This window comes from Inhella gelatinilytica, assembly GCF_016093295.1.
Lineage (GTDB): Bacteria > Pseudomonadota > Gammaproteobacteria > Burkholderiales > Burkholderiaceae_C > Inhella > Inhella gelatinilytica.
On record NZ_JAEDAL010000001.1, the window covers coordinates 601851 to 620743 of the forward strand.

General features: G+C 67.0%; 11 protein-coding genes. 7 read left to right on the forward strand and 4 right to left on the reverse strand.

Features of this window, described 5'->3' with window-relative positions:
- The first annotated feature begins 102 nt into the window (after positions 1 to 102).
- The gene (locus tag I7X43_RS02790; RefSeq protein WP_198099365.1) at positions 103 to 1962 is read left to right on the forward strand and encodes a sensor histidine kinase; all 1860 of its coding nucleotides are present in this window, start codon (positions 103 to 105) and stop codon (positions 1960 to 1962) included.
- 9 nt (positions 1963 to 1971) lie between these two features.
- Here the strand turns inward: I7X43_RS02790 and malQ are convergent, their stop codons facing one another.
- The 4 genes from malQ to I7X43_RS02810 are packed head-to-tail and all read right to left on the reverse strand — an operon-like array spanning position 1972 to position 10224.
- Positions 1972 to 3486, reverse strand: a complete 1515-nt coding sequence (gene malQ / locus I7X43_RS02795) for a 4-alpha-glucanotransferase (RefSeq protein WP_198099366.1) — start codon at positions 3484 to 3486, stop codon at positions 1972 to 1974.
- A gap of 2 nt (positions 3487 to 3488) precedes the next feature.
- Positions 3489 to 5579, reverse strand: a complete 2091-nt coding sequence (gene glgX / locus I7X43_RS02800; protein ID WP_198099367.1) for a glycogen debranching protein GlgX — start codon at positions 5577 to 5579, stop codon at positions 3489 to 3491.
- A complete protein-coding gene (glgB, locus tag I7X43_RS02805) occupies positions 5579 to 7729 on the reverse strand; it encodes a 1,4-alpha-glucan branching protein GlgB (RefSeq protein ID WP_198099368.1) in 2151 nt (716 codons plus the stop codon). The genes glgX and glgB overlap by 1 nt, the downstream gene beginning before the upstream one ends.
- Before the next feature lie 17 nt (positions 7730 to 7746).
- Positions 7747 to 10224 carry a glycogen/starch/alpha-glucan phosphorylase gene (locus I7X43_RS02810; RefSeq protein ID WP_198099369.1) on the reverse strand — a complete coding sequence of 826 codons (2478 nt, stop codon included), beginning with the start codon at positions 10222 to 10224 and terminating at the stop codon, positions 7747 to 7749.
- A gap of 319 nt (positions 10225 to 10543) precedes the next feature.
- On the opposite strand from I7X43_RS02810, the gene I7X43_RS02815 reads away from it, so the two are divergent.
- The 6 genes from I7X43_RS02815 to I7X43_RS02840 all read left to right on the forward strand — a co-directional run bounded on the left by I7X43_RS02815 (position 10544) and on the right by I7X43_RS02840 (position 18892).
- On the forward strand, positions 10544 to 11662 hold the full coding sequence (locus tag I7X43_RS02815; protein WP_198099370.1) for an ABC transporter ATP-binding protein: 1119 nt from the start codon (positions 10544 to 10546) through the stop codon (positions 11660 to 11662).
- Complete coding sequence (gene malE / locus I7X43_RS02820) at positions 11659 to 12858, forward strand: maltose/maltodextrin ABC transporter substrate-binding protein MalE (RefSeq protein WP_198099371.1); 1200 nt, start codon at positions 11659 to 11661, stop codon at positions 12856 to 12858. Before I7X43_RS02815 ends, malE begins: the two co-directional genes overlap by 4 nt.
- A 4-nt stretch (positions 12859 to 12862) precedes the next feature.
- On the forward strand, positions 12863 to 14494 hold the full coding sequence (gene malF, locus I7X43_RS02825) for a maltose ABC transporter permease MalF (protein WP_246480096.1): 1632 nt from the start codon (positions 12863 to 12865) through the stop codon (positions 14492 to 14494).
- Positions 14495 to 14676: 182 nt separating this feature from the next.
- Complete coding sequence (malG, locus tag I7X43_RS02830; RefSeq protein WP_198099372.1) at positions 14677 to 15567, forward strand: maltose ABC transporter permease MalG; 891 nt, start codon at positions 14677 to 14679, stop codon at positions 15565 to 15567.
- On the forward strand, positions 15564 to 17972 hold the full coding sequence (locus I7X43_RS02835; RefSeq protein WP_198099373.1) for a glycoside hydrolase family 13 protein: 2409 nt from the start codon (positions 15564 to 15566) through the stop codon (positions 17970 to 17972). Before malG ends, I7X43_RS02835 begins: the two co-directional genes overlap by 4 nt.
- Positions 17969 to 18892 (forward strand): aldo/keto reductase, encoded by a 924-nt coding sequence (locus I7X43_RS02840; protein ID WP_198099374.1) that lies wholly within the window; start codon positions 17969 to 17971, stop codon positions 18890 to 18892. Before I7X43_RS02835 ends, I7X43_RS02840 begins: the two co-directional genes overlap by 4 nt.
- Position 18893 lies beyond the last annotated feature (1 nt).

The following is an 18893-nucleotide window of genomic DNA, read 5'->3' on the forward strand; positions in this document are numbered from 1 at the left end:
CGGGCTTTTTTGTTGGCCAACCGCCATTCAGCCCTTCCGCACCGGTGCGGATAGTGCATTCCCTGATTTCTGAAGGAGCGCACGTTGGTCATGCTCCAAGCCATGACCCCCCATTCCCTTTCTTTCGGCGCCCGCATGCTTCGCAATTGGGGGGACTACCTGCAGTCGGAAACCGCGCTGCTGGCGTTCTTCCGTGGCCTGCTGGCCTGCTCAACCCTTGCGCTGGGTTTAGCCATCTTGGGAATGTTCGCCGCCGGTTATCGGGAACTCCATCGGTACGCCATCACAGGGGTCATGGGGGTGTTGATCGCCATTTGTTGGGGTCTCAGCAAGAAGCGCCCCCAAGGCGCCGTGAAGCTCTTTCTCATCGGCATGTGGCTGTCCATCTCCGTGAACAACAGCTTGGTTGCTGGCTTGCAGAGCCCCAACGTGATGCTGTATCCGTTTTTGATCGCGCTGGGCGGTTCCGTCCTCGGGCCCCGGTGGTTGCTGGGTTTGACCCTCTCCAGTCTGCTGGTGGTGTTGGCTCAAGGCCTGATCCAAACCTTTGGTGGTTGGGAGCCGATTCCAGCCGTCGGCATGCTCCCCCGCACGGTGATGTATTGCGTCACCCTTCTCATCACAAGCGTCTTGGTCTACGCCGCCTGGAGCAGTTTTCAGGCGGCCGTCCGACGTGCCAACGGCACGGCGGCCGAACTCGAACAGCGCAACACGGCCCTTCAGCGGAGCGAGCAGGACATTCAACTGCTGATGGACTCAGTGCCCGCCTTCATTGCGGCCTTTGACGCCTCCAAGCGTCTTCGCCGCTGCAACCTGGGGTTGGCACAATTGTTTGGCTTTGCTGACGGCTCCGAACTTGTCGGCCAGACCATGGAGCAACTCCTCGGGCCCGCCGACTGGCCAATCATTGAGCCCCACTGGCGCCAGGCCTACGCCGGTCAAACCGCCACCTACCGCCACACGCCGCAAGACCCGCGAAAGAGCAAAGTCCAGGTTCTGGATGTCGTACTGGTTCCGCAGTGGGTGAACGGCACTGTCACAGGCGTCTTTACTCTGGCCACGGACGTTACCCACCAGGTAGAAACCGAGGCCGCGATCCGGCAATTGAATGCCTCGCTCGAGGAAAAGGTGCTCAGCCGCACCCGGGAACTTCAAGCCACCGTGGAAAAACTCCAGCACTCACAGGACGAGCTCGGCCGCAGCGGCGCCAAGGCCACGCTCTCGATGCTGGCCGCCAGCCTGGCCCACGAACTAGACGCCCCGTTGAGCAACAGCGGGGCGACAGTCAGTGCGCTGGGCAGCGTACTCACAGACCTACAGATCCAGCTCGAGGCGACGGATCTCCAGCGCCCGCTCCTGGTCGCTACCGTGGCCCGTCAGCAAAGTGCCCTCACACTGCTGGAGCGCAACATCGAGCATGCCGCCGCCCTGGTGCGACAGTTCCAGCAAGTAGCCAATGACCAGGTCAGCGAGAACCGACGCTCGTTCGATCTTGGGATCGCCGTGCGCGAGGTGCTGGCAACCCTGACCCCGAGTCTGAAGGGCCCCCACCGGGTTGAAGTCAACCTCCCGGAGCGTGTGCTGCTGGATAGCTACCCAGGCGCCCTTGGGCAAGTGGTGGTCAATCTGGTGAACAACGCCTTCTTGCATGCCTTTGAAGGCATGAGCACCGGCGTGCTCAAGATCTCGGCCGACCGAGTGGACGACCAAATACGGCTGCAGTTTGCCGACAACGGCATTGGTATGAGCGAAGAGGTACGCAACCGCCTGTTCGAACCCTTCTTCTCCACCAAACAGGGTCAGGGCAACCCTGGGCTGGGACTGCACATCGTGCGCTCTGTGGTGGAGCGCACCTTGGGCGGCAGGGTCAACGTCACCAGCATCCCCCGCGCCACCAGCGCCCAACTCCAGGGCACCACCCTCACCGTGACCCTGCCGGTTCAAGCACCGCAGGTGGGCTGATTCAGCGGTTTAGGCCGGCAGCTTCATCCGATCAAACGGCCCCCGCCCACTGGCGGCGGTGATGAGGCCCAGCACGCGGCCGGGTTCGCTGCCCACTTGATCCCAGGTGAAGCGCCAAGCCCAGTTGCCGCCGCCCAGGGTGCCGGGGGTGTTCATGCGGTGGCTGCTGTCCAGGCCGAGCACATCTTGCAGCGGGAAGATGGCCAGATTGGCCACGGAGTTGGCCGCCGCGCGGATCATGGCCCAGTGCACGTCGTGGGCGCCGCAGGCCAAATAACAGGCGGCGTACTCGCGTTCGCGGGCCGGGGCGGCGTTCCACCAGCCGCGGGCGGTGTCGTTGTCGTGCGTGCCGGTGTAGACGATGGTCTCGCGCTCGTAGTTGTGGGGCAGGAACTCGTGATCCCCCTCGGCGCCAAAGCCGAACTGCAGGATCTTCATGCCCGGGAAGCCGCAGCCCTCTCGCAGCGCGATCACATCGGGGGTGATGAGCCCCAAGTCCTCCGCCACGATGGGCAGCGGGCCCAGGGCTTTGGCAATCGCATCGAACAGCGCCTGGCCGGGGCCGGGCACCCAGCGGCCTTCGTGGGCGGTGGGGCAGGAGGCCGGAATTTCGTAATAGCCGGCAAAGCCCCTGAAGTGGTCAATGCGGAACACATCGGCTTGGGCAAGGGCGCGGCGCACGCGCTCGGTCCACCAGGCGTAGCCGGTTTTGGCCATGGCGTCCCAGCGGTACAGCGGGTTGCCCCAGCGCTGGCCGTCCGCGCTCAAAGCATCGGGGGGCACACCGGCCACGACGGTGGGCTGGTAGCGATCGTCCAGGAAGTAAAACTCAGGCGCGGCCCAGCAGTCGGCGCTGTGGTGCGCAATGAAGATGGGCAGGTCGCCCATGAGCGCAATGCCCTTGCCATTGGCGTAGGCCTTCACGGCGGCCAGCTGGTTGTCGAACTGCCACTGCACAAAGCACCAGAAGGCGATCTCGTCGGCATGCTCCTTGCGAGCCTTGGTGAGCGCGGCTTTCTTGCGGCTGCGCAGATCGGGCGCCCAGTCCCACCAGCAGGCGCCGCCGTGGGCCGATTCCAGCGCCATGAAGAGGCTGTAGTCGTCGAGCCAGCTGGCCTGCGCTTGAGCCCAGGCCGCATAGGCCTGGCGCTGCGCGGCCGTGGCGCGGGCAAAAAAGCCCGCGGCGGCGGCCCGCAGTTGCTGCATGCGCCAGGGCACGACGGCGGCAAAGTCGACCGCATTCGCGCCAAAGGCGGGCACCTCGGGAGCCGCCAACCAGCCGGCCTCCACCAGAGGCTCCAGCGCCACCATCAGCGGGCTGCCCGCGAAGGCCGACACGGACTGGTAGGGCGAATCGCCGGGGCCAATGGGCGTGGTGGGCAGCAGCTGCCACACGCGCTGACCTGCCGCCTCCAGCCAATCGACGAAATGAAACGCGGACGGGCCGAGATCCCCGATGCCATGGGGCCCGGGCAGGGAGGTGATGTGCAGCAGCACGCCGCTGGCGCGTTGATTCAAATTCATGGTCAGGCTTTCAAAAGCAAGAGCGTGTGGGGGGCCAGCTCCACCGCCCCGCTGCAGGGCGCCTCGGGCCGCGCCGTCGTGGGGTCGGAGTCCAGCAAACAAGTCCAGGGCCCGGCGGGCAGCGCAAAGCGCCGCGGGCCGGTCTCGGGGTTGAAGAGCAGCAGCAGGCGCTGCTGCGGTGCCGGGCCGTCGTGCAGGGCGCAGGCGAAGGCCGCTTCGCCACCCACCTGCCAATCGCAGGGCTGCATCTCGCCGCCGTCCGGGCGCAGCCAGTGCACATGGGCCAAGCCCGAGCCCGGGCCAGCGAACCAGCGCGGGTGGCGCAGCAGGGGGTGCTTGGCCCGCAGCGCAAAACAGCGCGTCACAAAGTCCAAGAGCTGGGTGTCGGCCTGGGTCCAGTCCAACCAAGTGGTGCCGTTGTCCTGGCAGTAGGCGTTGTTGTTGCCGCCTTGGCTGTGGCCCAGCTCGTCTCCCGCATTGAGCATGGGGGTGCCCTGCGAAAACGCCAGGGTTGCCAGCAGGGCCCGCTGCACCCGCTGCCGCGTGAGGGTGACGGCCGGGTCGGCCGTCGGCCCTTCAACCCCCAAGTTGGCGCACAGTTCGTTGTCACGGCCGTCGCGGTTGTCCTCGCCATTGGCGTGGTTGTGCTTGCGGCTGTGGCTGAGCAAGTCCCACAGGGTGAAGCCGTCGTGACAGGTGACGAAGTTGACGCTGGCCGTGGGCTGGCGGCCCCCGTGGTGGAAGACGTCGCTGGAGCCCGCCAATCGCCGCGCGAACTCGCCGCGGCTGACCCCGCCGCCCACCCAGGGCGCCAGCCAGTAGCCACGCGCGGCGTCGCGGTACTTGTCGTTCCACTCCAGGAAGCGCCCCGGGAAGTGGCCGACCTGGTAGCCCCCGGGGCCTGCATCCCAGGGCTCGGCAATCAGGTGGACGCCGGCCAGCACCGGGTCCTGACGCAAAGCCGTGAAGAAGGCCGCTTGGGACGAGTAGCCGCCGCGCGTGCGCCCCAGCACGGGCGCCAGGTCAAAGCGGAAGCCGTCGACCCCGTACTCCTGCACCCAGCAGCGCAGCGAATCCAGCACCAGCTGCGTCACCCGCGGGTGGGCGCAGTTGAGGGTGTTGCCGCAGCCGGTCCAGTTTTCGTTGTGGCTCGCGTCGTCGGGGTGCAGGTGGTAGTGACTGCGGTTATCCAGGCCGCGCAGGTGCAGCGTGGGGCCGAACTCATTGCCCTCGGGCGTGTGGTTGTAAACCACATCCAGCAGCACCTCGATCCCCGCCGCGTGCAGGGCCTGCACCATGGCGCGGAACTCATCGCGAATGCGGGTTGGGTCCTTGGCCCGCGCCCAGCGCGGGTCGGGGCAAAAGAAGCCCAGCGAGTTGTAGCCCCAGTAATTGGGCAGCCCCTTGTCGGTCAGATGCGGCTCGTCCACCGTGTAGTGGATGGGCAGCAGCTCAATGGCGTTGACGCCCAAGCGCTTGAGGTGGGCCACGGCGGCCGGATGGCCGAGGCCCGCGTAGGTGCCGCGCAGCGATTCCGGCACGGCTGCAAGCCGGCGCGTGAAGCCCTTGACGTGGGCTTCGTAAATAACCAGCGATTCCACCGCATGGTGCGGCGCATTGGCGCGGGGGTCGGGCCCGGCCAGCGGCGCGGCCACACGGGCTTTGAGCGCGTGCAACGCGTTGTCCCGCACATCAAAGCTGCGCGGGCCTTCGGGGTCCCCCAGCACGTAGCCGTGGTGCTCGGCCCGCCAGCCGAAGTGGCCCACGATCTCACGGGCATGCGGGTCCAGCAGCAGCTTGTTGGCGTTGAAGCGGTGACCCTGCTCCGGCGCATAAGGGCCATGGGCCCGCAGGCCGTAGACCAAGCCCGCTTGAGCGCCCGGCAGAAAGCCGTGCCAAATGCCATCGTCCGGGCCGTGCAAGGCCAATCGGCGCAGTTCGCGCTGCCCCGCCGCATCGAACACACAAACCTCCACCCGCACGGCATGTTCGGAGAACACGGCGAAGTTGACACCCGCCGTCTCGCCGTGGGTTTGCAGGCTGCTGCCCAGCGGGCTCACACGGCCGGGCTGGAGGGAGTCAGGAAGGCGCATCAGCAGGGGGTGAGGAACAGGGTGGCCAAGGGCGGCAGGGTGAGCGCCACGCTGTGGCTGCGGCCGTGCGCTGCAATCGGCTCGACCGTGACGGGACCCGAGCCATTGCCCACATTGCTGCCGCCGTAGTGGGTGCTGTCGGTGTTCAGGGCCTCGCGCCACGCAGCGCCGGGGCAGCCAATGCGGTACGCGCGGCGCGGCTGGGGGGTGAGGTTGCACACCACCATCACGCTGCGCCCCTGGCCGTCGTGGCGCAGCCAGGCCAGCACCGATTGCTCCGCATCGTCCGCCACCAGCCATTCGAAGCCCGCGGCCTCGCAGTCCAGCCGGTGCAGGGCGCTCTCGCGACGGTACAGATGATTCAGGTCCGCCACCAGCCGGCGTACGCCTGTATGGGGTGCCTCCTCGGCCTGGGCCCAGGGCAGGTTCTTTTCAAAATTCCATTCGCCGCGCTGGCCCCACTCCTGCCCCATGAAGAGCAGCTTCTTGCCGGGGTGGCCCCACATAAAGCCGTAGTAGGCGCGCAGGTTGGCAAACTGCTGCCAGGCATCGCCCGGCATCTTGTCCAGCAGCGAGCCCTTGCCGTGCACGACCTCGTCGTGCGAGAGCGGCAGCATGAAGTTCTCGCTGAACGCATAAACGAGGCCGAAGGTCAGCCCGTTGTGGTGCCAGCGCCGGTGCACGGGGTCCTGGTGCATCGTGCGCAGGGTGTCGTTCATCCACCCCATGTTCCACTTGAAGTGAAAGCCCAGGCCGCCAGCGTAGGTGGGCTGGCTGACCCCCGGAAAAGCTGTGCTCTCCTCGGCCACCGTGAACCCCCCGGCCAGGCTGACTTGCTCGTTGACGTGCTTGAGCAGGGCAATGGCTTCCAGGTTCTCGCGCCCGCCCTGGTGGTTGGGCACCCACTCACCGTAGGGGCGGGAGTAGTCGCGGTAGAGCATGGAGGCCACGGCGTCGACCCGCAAGCCGTCCACACCGAAATGCTCGACCCAGTAGAGCGCGCTGCTGGCCAGAAAGCTGCGCACCTCGCTACGGCCGAAGTTGTAGATCAGCGTGTTCCAGTCGCGGTGGAAGCCCTCCTTCGGGTCGGCGTATTCGTAGAGGGCCGTGCCATCAAAGCGCGCCAGTCCGTGGGCATCCATGGGGAAGTGGGCCGGCACCCAGTCCAGCAGCAAGCCCAGCCCGGCGGCATGGCAAGCCTGCACAAAACGGGCAAAGCCTTCCGGCTCGCCAAAGCGAGCGGTGGGAGCGAAGAGGCCCAGCGTCTGATAACCCCAGGAGCCGTCAAACGGATGCTCGCTGATGGGCAGGAGCTCCAGGTGCGTGAAGCCCAAGCCCTGCACATAGGGAATCAGCTCGGCGGCCAGCTCGTCCCAGGTGGGAAACCGCCCCTCGGGCCGGCGCCAGCTCGCCGGGTGCACCTCGTAGACCGAAATGGGGGCGTCGCGCCGGTTGGCGGCCGCCCGCTCGGCGGGCACGGCGCGGCGCGGCGGCAAGCCCACCACGCGCGAGGCGGTCGCCGGGCGCAGCTCGGCGGCGAAGGCCACCGGGTCCGCCTTGAGCGGCAGCACCACGCCGTCAGGGGTGCGCAGCTCGTACTTGTAAAGCTCCCCAACTTGCAACCCGGGAATGAACAGCTCCCACACCCCGGCGTCGTGGCGCAGCCGCATGGGGTGACGACGGCCGTCCCAACCGTTGAACCCCCCGACCACCGAGACCCGCTGGGCATTGGGGGCCCAGAGCGCAAAGCGAACCCCGGCTTCGCCCGCGATGACCTGCGGGTGCGCCCCCAGCAGTTCGTGCAGACGCGGCTCGTTGCCATCGCGCAGGCGCCGCAGCTCCGCGTCACTGAACAGCGCGCCAAAGGCGTAGGTGTCGGCTTGCTCGGTGGTGACGCCACCGGCCCAGCGCACGCGCAAGCGGTAAGCGCCCGGATGGGTGCCCAGGTGCGCCTCAAAAAGGTCGGAGCCGGCCCGTCGCGGCAACTCCACCCCCGCGCCCGTGGCGAATACGGCACTGACGGCCTCCGCCCCGGGCAGAAACGCGCGCAGCCACAGGCCGCCCTGGCCATCCGGGTGCGGCCCGAGCACCGCGAAGGGGTCGCCATGGCGACCGCCTTGCAAGGCCTCCAGCGTTGCGGCGTCCAGCATCGACTCTCCTTGGCTTCTTAGCCCAGCGACTCCGCCGACCAGACCCGCTCCACGTACTCCGCAATGGTGCGGTCCGACGAGAACCAGCCCATGCCGGCCACGTTGCGCAGCGCCCGTTCGGCCCAGGCCGCCTTCTTGCGGTACAGGGCATCGACCTCCAACTGCTTGGCCACGTAGTCGGCAAAGTCGGCCATGAGCAGATAGCCGTCACGATACGTGAGGTTGTCGACGATCGCCCGGTAGCGCTCGGCGTCCCCGCCGCTGAAGCTGCCATCCGCAATGGCGTGCACCACAGCCTTGAGCTGGTGGTTCTCTTCTTGGTAAAGGCGCGGGTCGTAGCCCAGGTCCTTGATGCGCTGCACGTCCTCGGCGCGCAGCCCGAAGACGAACATGTTCTCCTCACCCATGGCCTGCGCCATCTCGATGTTGGCGCCGTCCCAGGTGCCAATGGTCAGGGCGCCGTTCATGGCGAACTTCATATTGCCCGTGCCACTGGCCTCGGTGCCGGCCGTGGAGATTTGCTCGGACAGGTCGGCCGCCGGGATGATGGTCTCGGCCAGGCTCACGCCGTAGTTGGGCAGGAAGACCAGCTTGAGCTTGCCGCCGACCCGCGGGTCACTGTTCACCACCCGGGCCACGTCGTGCGCGAGCTGGATGATGAGCTTGGCCATGTGATACGCCGAGGCCGCCTTGCCCGCGATGATCACGGTGCGCGGCACCCAGGCCTTGCCGTCCGGCGCCCGGTCCGGGCTGGCGACGATGGCCTGATAGCGCGCGATGACGTGCAGGATGTTCAGCAGCTGGCGCTTGTATTCGTGGATGCGCTTGATCTGGATGTCGAACAAGCTGTCGGGGTTGACGACCGGCCCGAGCTGCTTGCGGATCAAGGCCGCTAGGCGCTCTTTGTTGGCACGCTTGACCGCCAAGAACTCTTTTTGCAGCCCCGCATCTCCGGCCTTTTTGCCGAGCTTGGCCAACTCCGCCAGGTTCTTGCGCCAGCCCTTGCCAATGTGGCCGTCCAGCAAGCCGGACAGACCCGGGTTGGCCTGTTGCAGCCAGCGGCGCGGCGTCACGCCATTCGTGACGTTGTGGAAGCGCTCGGGGTAGAGCCGGGCGTAGTCGGCAAAGATGGTTTGCACGCACAGGTCGGAGTGCAACTGGGCCACGCCATTGACGCGGTGCGAAGCCACGATGGACAGCGCCGCCATGCGCACCCGGCGCTCATAGCCGGTGTGCGGCGAGCCCTCGTCAATGATGGAGACGCGGCGCAGCAGTTCGGTGTCGCCCGGCACGGCGCGAGCCACCGCCTCCAGGAAGTGGTGGTTGATCTCGTAAATGATTTCGAGGTGGCGCGGCAGCAGTTGCTCAAACATGCGCACGGGCCAGGTTTCCAGCGCCTCGGGCATCAACGTGTGGTTGGTGTAGCTCACCGCTTGACGGGTGATGGTCCAGGCCTGTTCCCAGGTGTAGGCGTGCTCGTCCACCAGGATGCGCATCAGTTCGGCCGGGGCCAGCGCCGGGTGCGTGTCGTTCAGGTGGATGGCATTCAGGCGCCCCAGATCGTCCAAGTTGCCAAACTCGCGCTGGTGGCGCGCCACCAAGTCCTGCAGGCTGGCGCTGACCAGGAAGGCCTCTTGCTTCAAGCGCAGTTCGCGGCCGGCCTCGGTGCTGTCATCGGGGTACAGCACCCAGTTCAGCGCGTCGGCTAGCACGCGGTGGCGCGCGGCCTCCAGGTATTCCCCGCGGCAGAAGGCGGAAAAGTCGATGGGGCTGCTGGCCTCGGCCTGCCACTGGCGCAGGGTTGACACCCGCTCGCTGTGGTGCGCTGGCACGATGAAGTCGTAGGCCTGGGCCATGACCACCTCGCCACCGATCCAACGCCGGCCGCCCACGCTGCCCATGGTCGAGCTCTCGCTCACCACGCGCCCGCCAAAGCGCACGGGGTAGCGGCGCTCGCGGCGGATCACCTCCCAGGGGGCACCCAGCTTCATCCAGTCGTCCGGGCTCTCCACCTGGCGGCCGCCCTCGATGCCTTGGGCAAACATGCCGTACTGGTAGCGCAGTCCGTAGCCAAAGCTGGGCAGCCCCAGCTCCGCAAAGCTGTCCAAGAAGCATGCGGCCAAGCGGCCGAGGCCGCCGTTGCCCAGCGCCGCGTCGGGCTCACGCTCCAACACGTCGGACAGCTCCAAGCCCAGCGGCTCCAGCTGTTCTTGCATCAGTTTGTCCAGCCCCAGGGCCGCCAGGGCATTGCCCAAGGCGCGGCCCATCAGGAATTCCATGCTGAGGTAATGCACGCGGCGCGCGCCGGTGGCGCCGCGCTGATTGTCGGCAGCCTGGGTGGCCACCCAGCGGTCCGCCAGCAATTCGCGGCAGGCCTGCGCCGCCGCGCGAAACACCGCCTCCTTGGTGGGGGGAACGCCAGGGGTTTGGCCCAATTCGCGAGCCAGGGCCGCCTTGAAGGCGGTTTGCAGTCGGGGGCGGGAAGTCGTGGTCATGGGGGCCGTAGTAACGCTCATTCGGGTCATCCGTTTGGGGGCGTGAAGGTCCCGATCACCATCGACCGGGGCCAGGGCAAGATCGACGCAACCGGGAGACTGCCCCCCGCGACACGTCGTTGCGGAGTCAGTATCGCCCACCTGCCTCTGGTTGTGTAGTTTGACTACATCGGGATAACCCGCATTTTGCCGCACATTGGGAGGCTTTCTCCTTGCTGCACGAAGCACCCAAGGGTTCGTCTTGTTGTGAAACTACATTTTGATCGGTATATTCAGTCCACCCAATCGGGCGGCGCGGCCGCCCCACTCGGAGAGCTTGATGGCGGATGTTCAGTTCAGCGGCGTGACCAAGGCCTATGGGGATGTGCGCATCCTGCACGGCATTGACCTGGAGATCCGCGACGGCGAGTTCATGGTCTTCGTCGGCCCCTCGGGCTGCGGCAAGAGCACGCTTCTGCGCACGATTGCCGGCCTGGAAGACATTACCGGCGGTGAATTGCGCATCGGTGGCCGCTTGGTCAACGAGGTGCCTCCCGCCGAGCGGGGCATTGCCATGGTGTTCCAGAGCTATGCGCTGTACCCGCACATGAACCTGTTCGACAACATGGCGTTCGGGCTCAAGCTGGCCAAGGTGCCCAAGGACGAGATTGAGCGCGCCGTGCAGCACGCGGCCAAGATCCTGCACATCGACCACCTGCTGGACCGCAAGCCCAAGGACCTCTCGGGCGGCCAGCGCCAGCGCGTGGCCATCGGCCGCGCCATCGTGCGCAAGCCCGAGGTCTTCCTGTTCGACGAACCGCTCTCTAACCTGGACGCCGCGCTGCGCGTGCGCATGCGCTACGAGTTCGCCAAGCTGCACGACGAGCTCAAAACCACCATGGTCTATGTGACGCACGACCAGGTCGAGGCCATGACGCTGGCCGACCGCATCGTGGTGCTATCAAGCGGCAAGATCGAGCAGGTGGGCAGCCCGCTGGAGTTGTACGAACACCCTTGCAATCTGTTCGTGGCCGGCTTCATCGGCAGCCCCAAGATGAACTTCATTGAGGGCGAGCTGGCCTTGATCAAAGATGACCAGGTCGAAGTCAAGCTGGCCAGCGGGCTCCGACTGCGGGTGCGCGTGGATGCGCGGCGCGCCCGCGTTGGCGAGCCCGTCACATTGGGCATTCGCCCCGAGCACATCCGCATCGGCGGCCCGGACAACCTGCTGCAGGGCACGGTGGCCTTTGTGGAGTCGTTGGGCGGCACCACCTTCGCCTACTGCCCCTTCCCCGGCGTGGAAGAGGCCCTGACCTGTCAGTTCGAGGGCCGCAATGGCGCGGACCGCGTGCGCGCGGGCGACACGCTGGACCTGCACTTCCCCGCCGAGGCGATTTACCTGTTCGACGCCCAAGGCCAGGCCTTCCGCCGCCTGGGCGCACCGGAGCTGGCGGCATGAGGGCCGCGCCACTGTTGCTGATCACGGCGCTGGTGGGGGGCGCACTGAGCCTGACCCACGCGCCCGCCCGCGCCGAAAAGGCCCCCAAGCTGCTCGTCTGGATCAATGGCGACAAGGCCTACAACGGCCTGCAAAAGGTGGGCGATGCCTTTGCCAAGGTCTCGGGCGTGCCCGTCGTCGTCGAGCACCCTGTGGACGCCACCGACAAATTTCAGCAGGCCGTTGGCGCCGGCAAAGGGCCGGACGTCTTTTGCTGGCCGCACGACCGCGTGGGCGAGTGGGCCAAGGCGGGCCTTCTGACGCCGATTCGCCCCTCGGCCCGCTTGCGCGCCGAAAACGAAGAGCAAGCCTGGCAGGCGCTGAGCTACCGCGGGCGCGTCTGGGGCTACCCCATCGCCATCGAGACCCTGGGGCTGATCGTCAACAAGAACCTGGTCAAGGACATCCCCACGACCTGGGACGAGGTGATGCGCTTGGACGCCGCCCTCAAGCCCCAGGGCAAGCGCGCCATCCTGTGGCACTACAGCAAGAGCTTCTTCAGCTGGCCGATGTTTGCCGGTGCGGGCGGTGTGATCTTCGGCCGCGATGCCCAGGGCGACTTCGACCCGCGCCAGGTCGGCGTCAACACGCCGGGGGCGGTGCAGGCCGGCCACGTGCTGGAGCGCCTGGTCAAAGAGGGCTACATGCCCAAAGGCGCGAACTACGCCGAAATGGAATCGGGTTTTGCACGCGGCGAGGTGGCAATGATGATCTCCGGCCCCTGGGCCTGGGACAACGCCAAAAAGGCCAAGATTGACTTTGCCATTGCGCCCATCCCCGCGGTCGAGGCCGGCCAGCCCAGCCGCAGCTTTGTGGGGGTGCTGGGTTGCATGATTGCCGCGCCCAGTCGCAACAAGGACCTGGCCAAGGAGTTCATCGAGAACCACCTGATGCGGCCCGAGGCACTGAAGATCCTCGACGCTGACGTGCCCCTGGGCGTGCCGGCCAACAAGGCGTTCTACGCCGAGCTCTCGGTCAACCCGCTGATCCGCGCCAGCATGGTGAACGCCCAGACCGGCCAGCCCATCCCCAACATCCCTGAAGTGGGCCGCTTCTGGACCGCCATGGACGCGGCGCTGGAAGCCATCACCAATGGCCTGCAATCGCCCAAGGACGCGCTGGACGGCGCTGCAGCGCGCATGCTGCTGAGGAAGTGACACCATGACGGCCCCCACTGCTTCTTCTGCACCCGCTTCGCTCTCTCCGCTGGGCCAGCGTTATTCCATGGCGCCGCCGAGCGTGCTTGAACGGTTGGCGCGCTGGCTGAAATGGCCCCTGGTTCTGGCCGGCCTGTTGGCCGCCTTGGCGCTGGTCTTTGCCATCCACGCCGCCGGCCAGTCCAGTTGGGCGGTGGGCGCGTTGGTGCTCTTCACCGCCGGGTTCTATGTCTACCTCTCCGGCTCTGGATTCGCATACCGTTACCTGTTTCCCGGCGTGGCCGGCATGCTGGTGTTCATCGCCTTCCCCCTGGTCTACACGGCACAGATCGGCTTCACCAACTACTCCTCCACGCACTTGCTGAGCGAGGAGCGGGTGCGGGCCTACCTGCTGGACCAACACGACGCCGTGGAGGAGCAGGTTCAAGCCTTCACGCTGCATGCCGATGGCGGGGCCTACCGATTGGTGCTGCGCGGCGCCCCTGGCCCCGACGGTGAAGGTGCCGCACCCGCGTGGGTGTCCCCCTCGCTGGCCTTGCGCCCAACGGCTGAGCTGCTGCGGGTCGACCTGCGTCCAGCAACCGAGGAGCCCTTGCCCCTGAACGGGCCCCTGCAAGCGGCCCTGCCTTTGGCTGAGGTGGTGAAACACCGCGATGCCCTGCGCCAACTCGTGCTGGCCCTACCCGGCCACCCCGAACTGCGGTACCTGGGCCTGCGCGAGTTCGGCCCCATCACCCCCCATTGGGCGGCGAACCCCGACGGCAGCCTGACGCGCCGCGCCGATGGCGTGGTGTTTCACCCCAGCGCTGACTCTGGCTTCTTCCAATCGGCGCAGGGCGAAACGCTGGCGCCCGGGTTCAAGTCCGGCGTGGGCTGGGCCAACTACAGCCGCATGCTGTTGGACGCCGAGTTCCGCGGCCCCTTCTTGGCCATCTTCTCGTGGACGGTGGTGTTCTCCGCGCTGACGGTGCTGTTCGCCACCGCCATCGGCATGTTCCTGGCCGTGCTGCTGAACTGGGAAGGCCTGCGCTTTCGTACCACCTACCGCACACTCTTGTTCTTGCCCTACGCGGTGCCGGGCTTCATCTCCATCCTGGTGTTCAAGGGGCTGTTCAATCAGAACTTTGGCGAGATCAACGCCATCCTCGACGCCCTGTTCGGCGTGAAACCCGCGTGGTTCGCGGACCCGTTCTTGGCCAAGGTGATGCTGCTCATCGTGAACGTGTGGCTGGGCTACCCGTACATCATGATCCTGTGCTCTGGCCTGCTCAAAGCCATTCCCTCGGACCTGTACGAGGCCTCGGCCCTGGCCGGCGCCAGCCCGGCGACCAACTTCTTCAAGATCACGGCGCCCTTGATCATCAAGCCGCTGGCGCCGCTCTTGGTGAGCGCGTTCGCCTTCAACTTCAACAACTTTGTGCTGATCGCGCTGTTGACGGACGGGCGGCCCGACTTCCTCTCCACCAAACTGCCCGCGGGGCAGACGGACATCCTGGTCAGCTACACCTACCGCATCGCCTTCCGCGACTCGGGCTCGGACTTCGGCTTGGCCGCCGCCATCTCCACGCTGATCTTCATCCTCGTGGCCGCGATGTCGTTGATCAACCTGCGGATGTCGGCGAGGGCGCAGAAATGATGGTCACCGCATTACTTCGACGAAGGAAACCACAGGCCCCTGGGCGGGTCGGGTGGGTGTTCTGCGGAGGTCAAGGAATGAATTTGTCGCCCCGCAGGGGTGACAAAGAAGGGACACGGAGCAGAACGCCTGCCCGGCCTGCTCGTGCCCCCCACCCGCATACGAATCTGGAGTCCTGAACCATGGCCATCGTCCTCGGCAAACTAGCTCGCTGGCGCAGCGTGGCGGCCCATGCCACGCTGTGGGTGTTCCTGGCGCTCACGCTCTTTCCGCTGCTGGCCGTGGTGTCCATTTCGCTGCGGCCCGGCAACTTCGCCACCGGGCAATTGATCCCGACCGAGATCAGCCTGGAGCACTGGAAGCTCGCCCTGGGCATCCCTTACCAAGCCGCAGACGGCACCTTGGTCACGCCACCCTTCCCGGTGCTGACCTGGCTGTGGAACTCGATCAAGGTCGCCACGCTCTCGGCATTCTTGATCGTGGCCATCTCCACCACGGCGGCTTACGCCTTTGCGCGCCTGAAGTTCCGCTTTCAGAAGAGCATTCTGAACAGCATGCTGCTGCTGCAAATGTTCCCGCCCGTGCTGGCACTGGTGGCTATCTTTGCCATCTTTGAAACCCTCGGCACCTACATCCCCGCGCTGGGCGTCGAAACCCATGCGGGGCTGGTGCTGGCTTATCTGGGCGGCATCGCCACCCACGTTTGGACCATCAAGGGCTACTTCGAGACCATTCCCGTCGAGATCGAAGAGAACGCCAAGGTGGACGGGGCCACCCACTGGCAGGCCTTCTCGCGCGTGCTGCTGCCCATGGCCGTGCCCATTCTGATGGTGGTCTTCGTGCTGGCCTTCATCGGCACCATCATTGAGTACCCCGTCGCCAGCGTGCTGCTGCGCGAGGAGGGCAACCTCACTCTGGCCGTGGGTTCCAAATACTTCCTGCACGACCAACGCTTTTTGTGGGGCGACTTTGCCGCCGCCGCCGTGCTCTCCGGCCTGCCCATCACCCTGGTCTTCCTGCTGGCGCAACGCTGGATCGTCTCGGGGCTTACCGCCGGTGGGGTCAAAGGGTGAGGGGCCTGCGGGCGCTGGGCGGCCTGTTGCTCGCCATCGTCTCCAGCATGTCCGCCCACGCCGCCTGCCGCCCCGCGCCCGAGCCCACGCAAGAGCTGTTCTTGCGCGGCAGCATGAACAACTGGGCCGCGCTGGAGGACTACCAGTTCCGCTGGCTGTGCAACGCCTGGGTGCTCAACCTCAGCCTCAAGAACCGGCACGAATTCAAGATTGCCGATGCCGACTGGAGTCCCGCCAGCGTCGTGGCCGCGAACCACCAAGGCCAGCCTGCCACCGTGGCGCAGGGGGGCCATGCCAACTTGGTGCGGGTCTTCGAGGGCGAGCACACGCTGAGCCTGCGGTTTGACGGTGCCGGCCGCCCGCAATTGCAGTTGGGCCCCAAGACCGCCCCCGACGCGCAAGCGGCGCGCGTGACCGACCCGGCCGCCTTGTCGCTGGTGTTCGACTCGCGGGCGCTGCAGCACAAGGAGCCCTTCGGCGCCCAGCCCGTGGGCGGCACGATCCGCTTCACCGTGCACGCCAACCGCCCCGGCGTGCGCGCCGTGACCCTGGTGGTGGAGCGGCGCCACCTGGAGGGCAACCAGGAGCGCCTGCGCTACGAGCCGCTGGCACGCGTGCCCCTCACGCCTGGCCCCCATGGGCTGGGCACCCGCTTTGAGGGCGAGTACCGCTTCGAGGCTATCGGCGTCTACGGCTATTGGTTTGAGGTTGAGACCGAGCAGGGACGGTACGCCCTGCAGAACAACAAGGACAGCGTGTACTGGACGCGCGAGCTCGGCTCCATGGGGCCGGGCTTGGTGGAGGCTCTGCCCGCCAATACTTCGCGCATTCGTCGCTACCGCCAGACTGTGCACCTAGCCCAGTTGCGAGTGCCGGACTGGGCCGCGGACACCATCTACTACTACGTCTTCCCCGAGCGCTTTCGCAACGGCAACCCCGCCAACGACCCGGACCCCAAGCGCCAGCGCTATCAGGACCACCCGATCGAGCGCCACACGCGCTGGTTGGAGAGGCCCTGGCGCCCCGGAGAAGGGGGGGATGCCGTCCACAACAACGACTTCTTCGGCGGGGACCTGCAGGGCCTGATCGACAAGCTGGGGGAGATCCGCGACCTGGGCGCCAACACCCTGTACCTGACGCCCATCTTCCAGGCGGCCAGCAACCACAAGTACGACACCGGTGACTACAAGCGCATCGACCCAGGCTTTGGCAGCAACGCCGACTTCCGCCGGCTCACGCGCGAAGCGCAAAAGCACGGGCTGCGCGTCATCCTGGACACCTCGCTCAACCACGTCGGCTCCGACTCGCCATATTTCGATCGGTTCGGCAACTTCGGGGGGAAAGAAGGGGCTTTCGCGAACGGCAAGCCCAACCCCCAGAGCCCCTACACCGACTGGTTCCTGTTCGACACCAGCAAGACCAACCCGAACGATCAATACCAGGGCTGGGTGGGCATCAAGGACCTGCCCGAACTGAACAAAGCCAGCGAGAGCTGGCGCCGCTTCGCCTACCGCGACGCCGACTCGGTCACCCGCCACTGGCTGCGCGAGGGCGCGGCCGGCTGGCGCATGGACGTGGCCCCCTGGGTGAGCGACGATTTCTGGCGCGAGTGGTCGGCCGTGGTCAAAGCGGAGAAGCCCGATGCCCTGACCGTGGCCGAGACCTGGTTTGACGCCAGCAAGTTCTTCCTGGGCGACCAGTTCGACTCCACGATGAACTACATCTTCCGCAACGCGGTGCTGGACTACGCGGCAGGGGGCCGGGCCACGCAAATCATGCCCAGCCTGGAGTTGACCCGCGAGGCCTACCCGGCGCCCATGTTGCACGCCAACATGAACCTGCTCTCCACGCATGACCAGGCCCGTGCGCTGCACCACTTCGGCATTGCCGGCAACCCGCACACGGACCCCGGCACCGACCCCGCCCGGTTGCGGGAGGCCAAGCAGCGCCTGCGGCTGGCACTGCTCTTTCAAGTCGGCTTCCCCGGCGCGCCCACGGTGTACTACGGCGACGAGGTGGGCGTGGGCGGCGGCGACGACCCCTACAACCGCGCGCCCTACCCCTGGGCCGATGCGGGCGGCCAGCCCGACACCGGGCTGCGGGCCGACTTCCGCCGCCTGCTCCAGCTGCGCGCGGCCCACGCCGTGCTGCGCCGGGGCGTGTTGGAGGCGCCAGTCTTGGTGACGGATGAGGTCATCGTGCTGCGCCGCCGCCTCGGCGCGCAAACCGCCCTCATTGCGCTCAACAACGCGCGCAGCGCCCGCACCGTGACGGTGGACGCCCCGGGCCGCTGGGCCGACCTGCTGACGCCCAAGGCAGCCGCCCAGGCCCACGCCGACGGTCAGCTCACGCTGACGCTGCCGCCGCTGTTCGGGCGTGTACTGCTCCAGACAGAGGCGCCATGAACGCAAGGGATGAGCTGCAGCCGGACTGGATTCGTCCCTTCGGCGCCACCGGTCTGAGCGTCAGCGCCCTGGGCTTTGGCGCCATGCACTTCGACGGCCTGGAGGACGAAACCGCCGTCGGCCGCCTGCTCAACGGCGTGCTGGACGCCGGGCTCACGCTCATCGACACCGCGCGCGGCTACGGCCGCAGCGAGGCGCGCATCGGCCAGCACCTGGCCCATCGCCGCCGGGACTTTGTGCTGAGCACCAAGTTTGGCTACGGCGTCGAGGGCGTGCCGGATTGGACCTATGACTGCATCGTGCAGGGCGTGGAGCGCGCGCTACGCCTGATGCGCACCGAGGTCATCGACGTCGGCCACCTGCACTCCTGCCCGCTGGACGTGCTGCAGCGGGGTGAGGTGAGCCAAGCCCTGGCCGACTGCGTTCGCGCCGGCAAACTGCGGGTGGCGGCTTACTCCGGCGAGAACGCCGAGCTGGCCCACGCGCTGGCGGACGACCGCTTCGCCGCCGTGCAGTGCAGCCTGAGCCTGGTGGACCGGGCCAACGCCCCGCAGGTGGCCGCCACGCCCAAGGGTGTGCTGGTCAAACGCGCCCTGGCAGGCCGCGCCTGGGCCCGGCCCCAGCGCCCGGAGGACTTTTGCGAAGGCCAGTACTGGGACCGCTGGCAGGCCTTGGGGCTGAGCGCGGGTCAGGCGGCTGATCTGGATGCTGATCTGAAGGCGGATTGGCCCGCGCTGGCCCTGCGCTTTGCAGCCTTCGCGCCGGGCGTCAGCAGCGTGCTGGTGGGCAGCCAGCGCCTGGACAACCTGCGCGCGCTGCAGGCCGCCTGGGCCCAGGGGCCGTTGCCTGCGGCCTGGCTGCAGGACTCGGAGGCCCGCTGGCGGTCGGCCGGCGGCCCTCACTGGCCCGGCCTCGTCTAAC

What these genes read in the sequence shown, in the direction of transcription:
- I7X43_RS02790 (WP_198099365.1), top strand. Translation starts at nt 103, where the DNA reads ATGACCCCCCATTCCCTTTCTTTCGGCGCCCGCATGCTTCGCAATTGG.
- malQ (WP_198099366.1), bottom strand. Translation starts at nt 3,486, where the DNA reads ATGAATTTGAATCAACGCGCCAGCGGCGTGCTGCTGCACATCACCTCC.
- glgX (WP_198099367.1), bottom strand. Translation starts at nt 5,579, where the DNA reads ATGCGCCTTCCTGACTCCCTCCAGCCCGGCCGTGTGAGCCCGCTGGGC.
- glgB (WP_198099368.1), bottom strand. Translation starts at nt 7,729, where the DNA reads ATGCTGGACGCCGCAACGCTGGAGGCCTTGCAAGGCGGTCGCCATGGC.
- I7X43_RS02810 (WP_198099369.1), bottom strand. Translation starts at nt 10,224, where the DNA reads ATGACCACGACTTCCCGCCCCCGACTGCAAACCGCCTTCAAGGCGGCC.
- I7X43_RS02815 (WP_198099370.1), top strand. Translation starts at nt 10,544, where the DNA reads ATGGCGGATGTTCAGTTCAGCGGCGTGACCAAGGCCTATGGGGATGTG.
- malE (WP_198099371.1), top strand. Translation starts at nt 11,659, where the DNA reads ATGAGGGCCGCGCCACTGTTGCTGATCACGGCGCTGGTGGGGGGCGCA.
- malF (WP_246480096.1), top strand. Translation starts at nt 12,863, where the DNA reads ATGACGGCCCCCACTGCTTCTTCTGCACCCGCTTCGCTCTCTCCGCTG.
- malG (WP_198099372.1), top strand. Translation starts at nt 14,677, where the DNA reads ATGGCCATCGTCCTCGGCAAACTAGCTCGCTGGCGCAGCGTGGCGGCC.
- I7X43_RS02840 (WP_198099374.1), top strand. Translation starts at nt 17,969, where the DNA reads ATGAACGCAAGGGATGAGCTGCAGCCGGACTGGATTCGTCCCTTCGGC.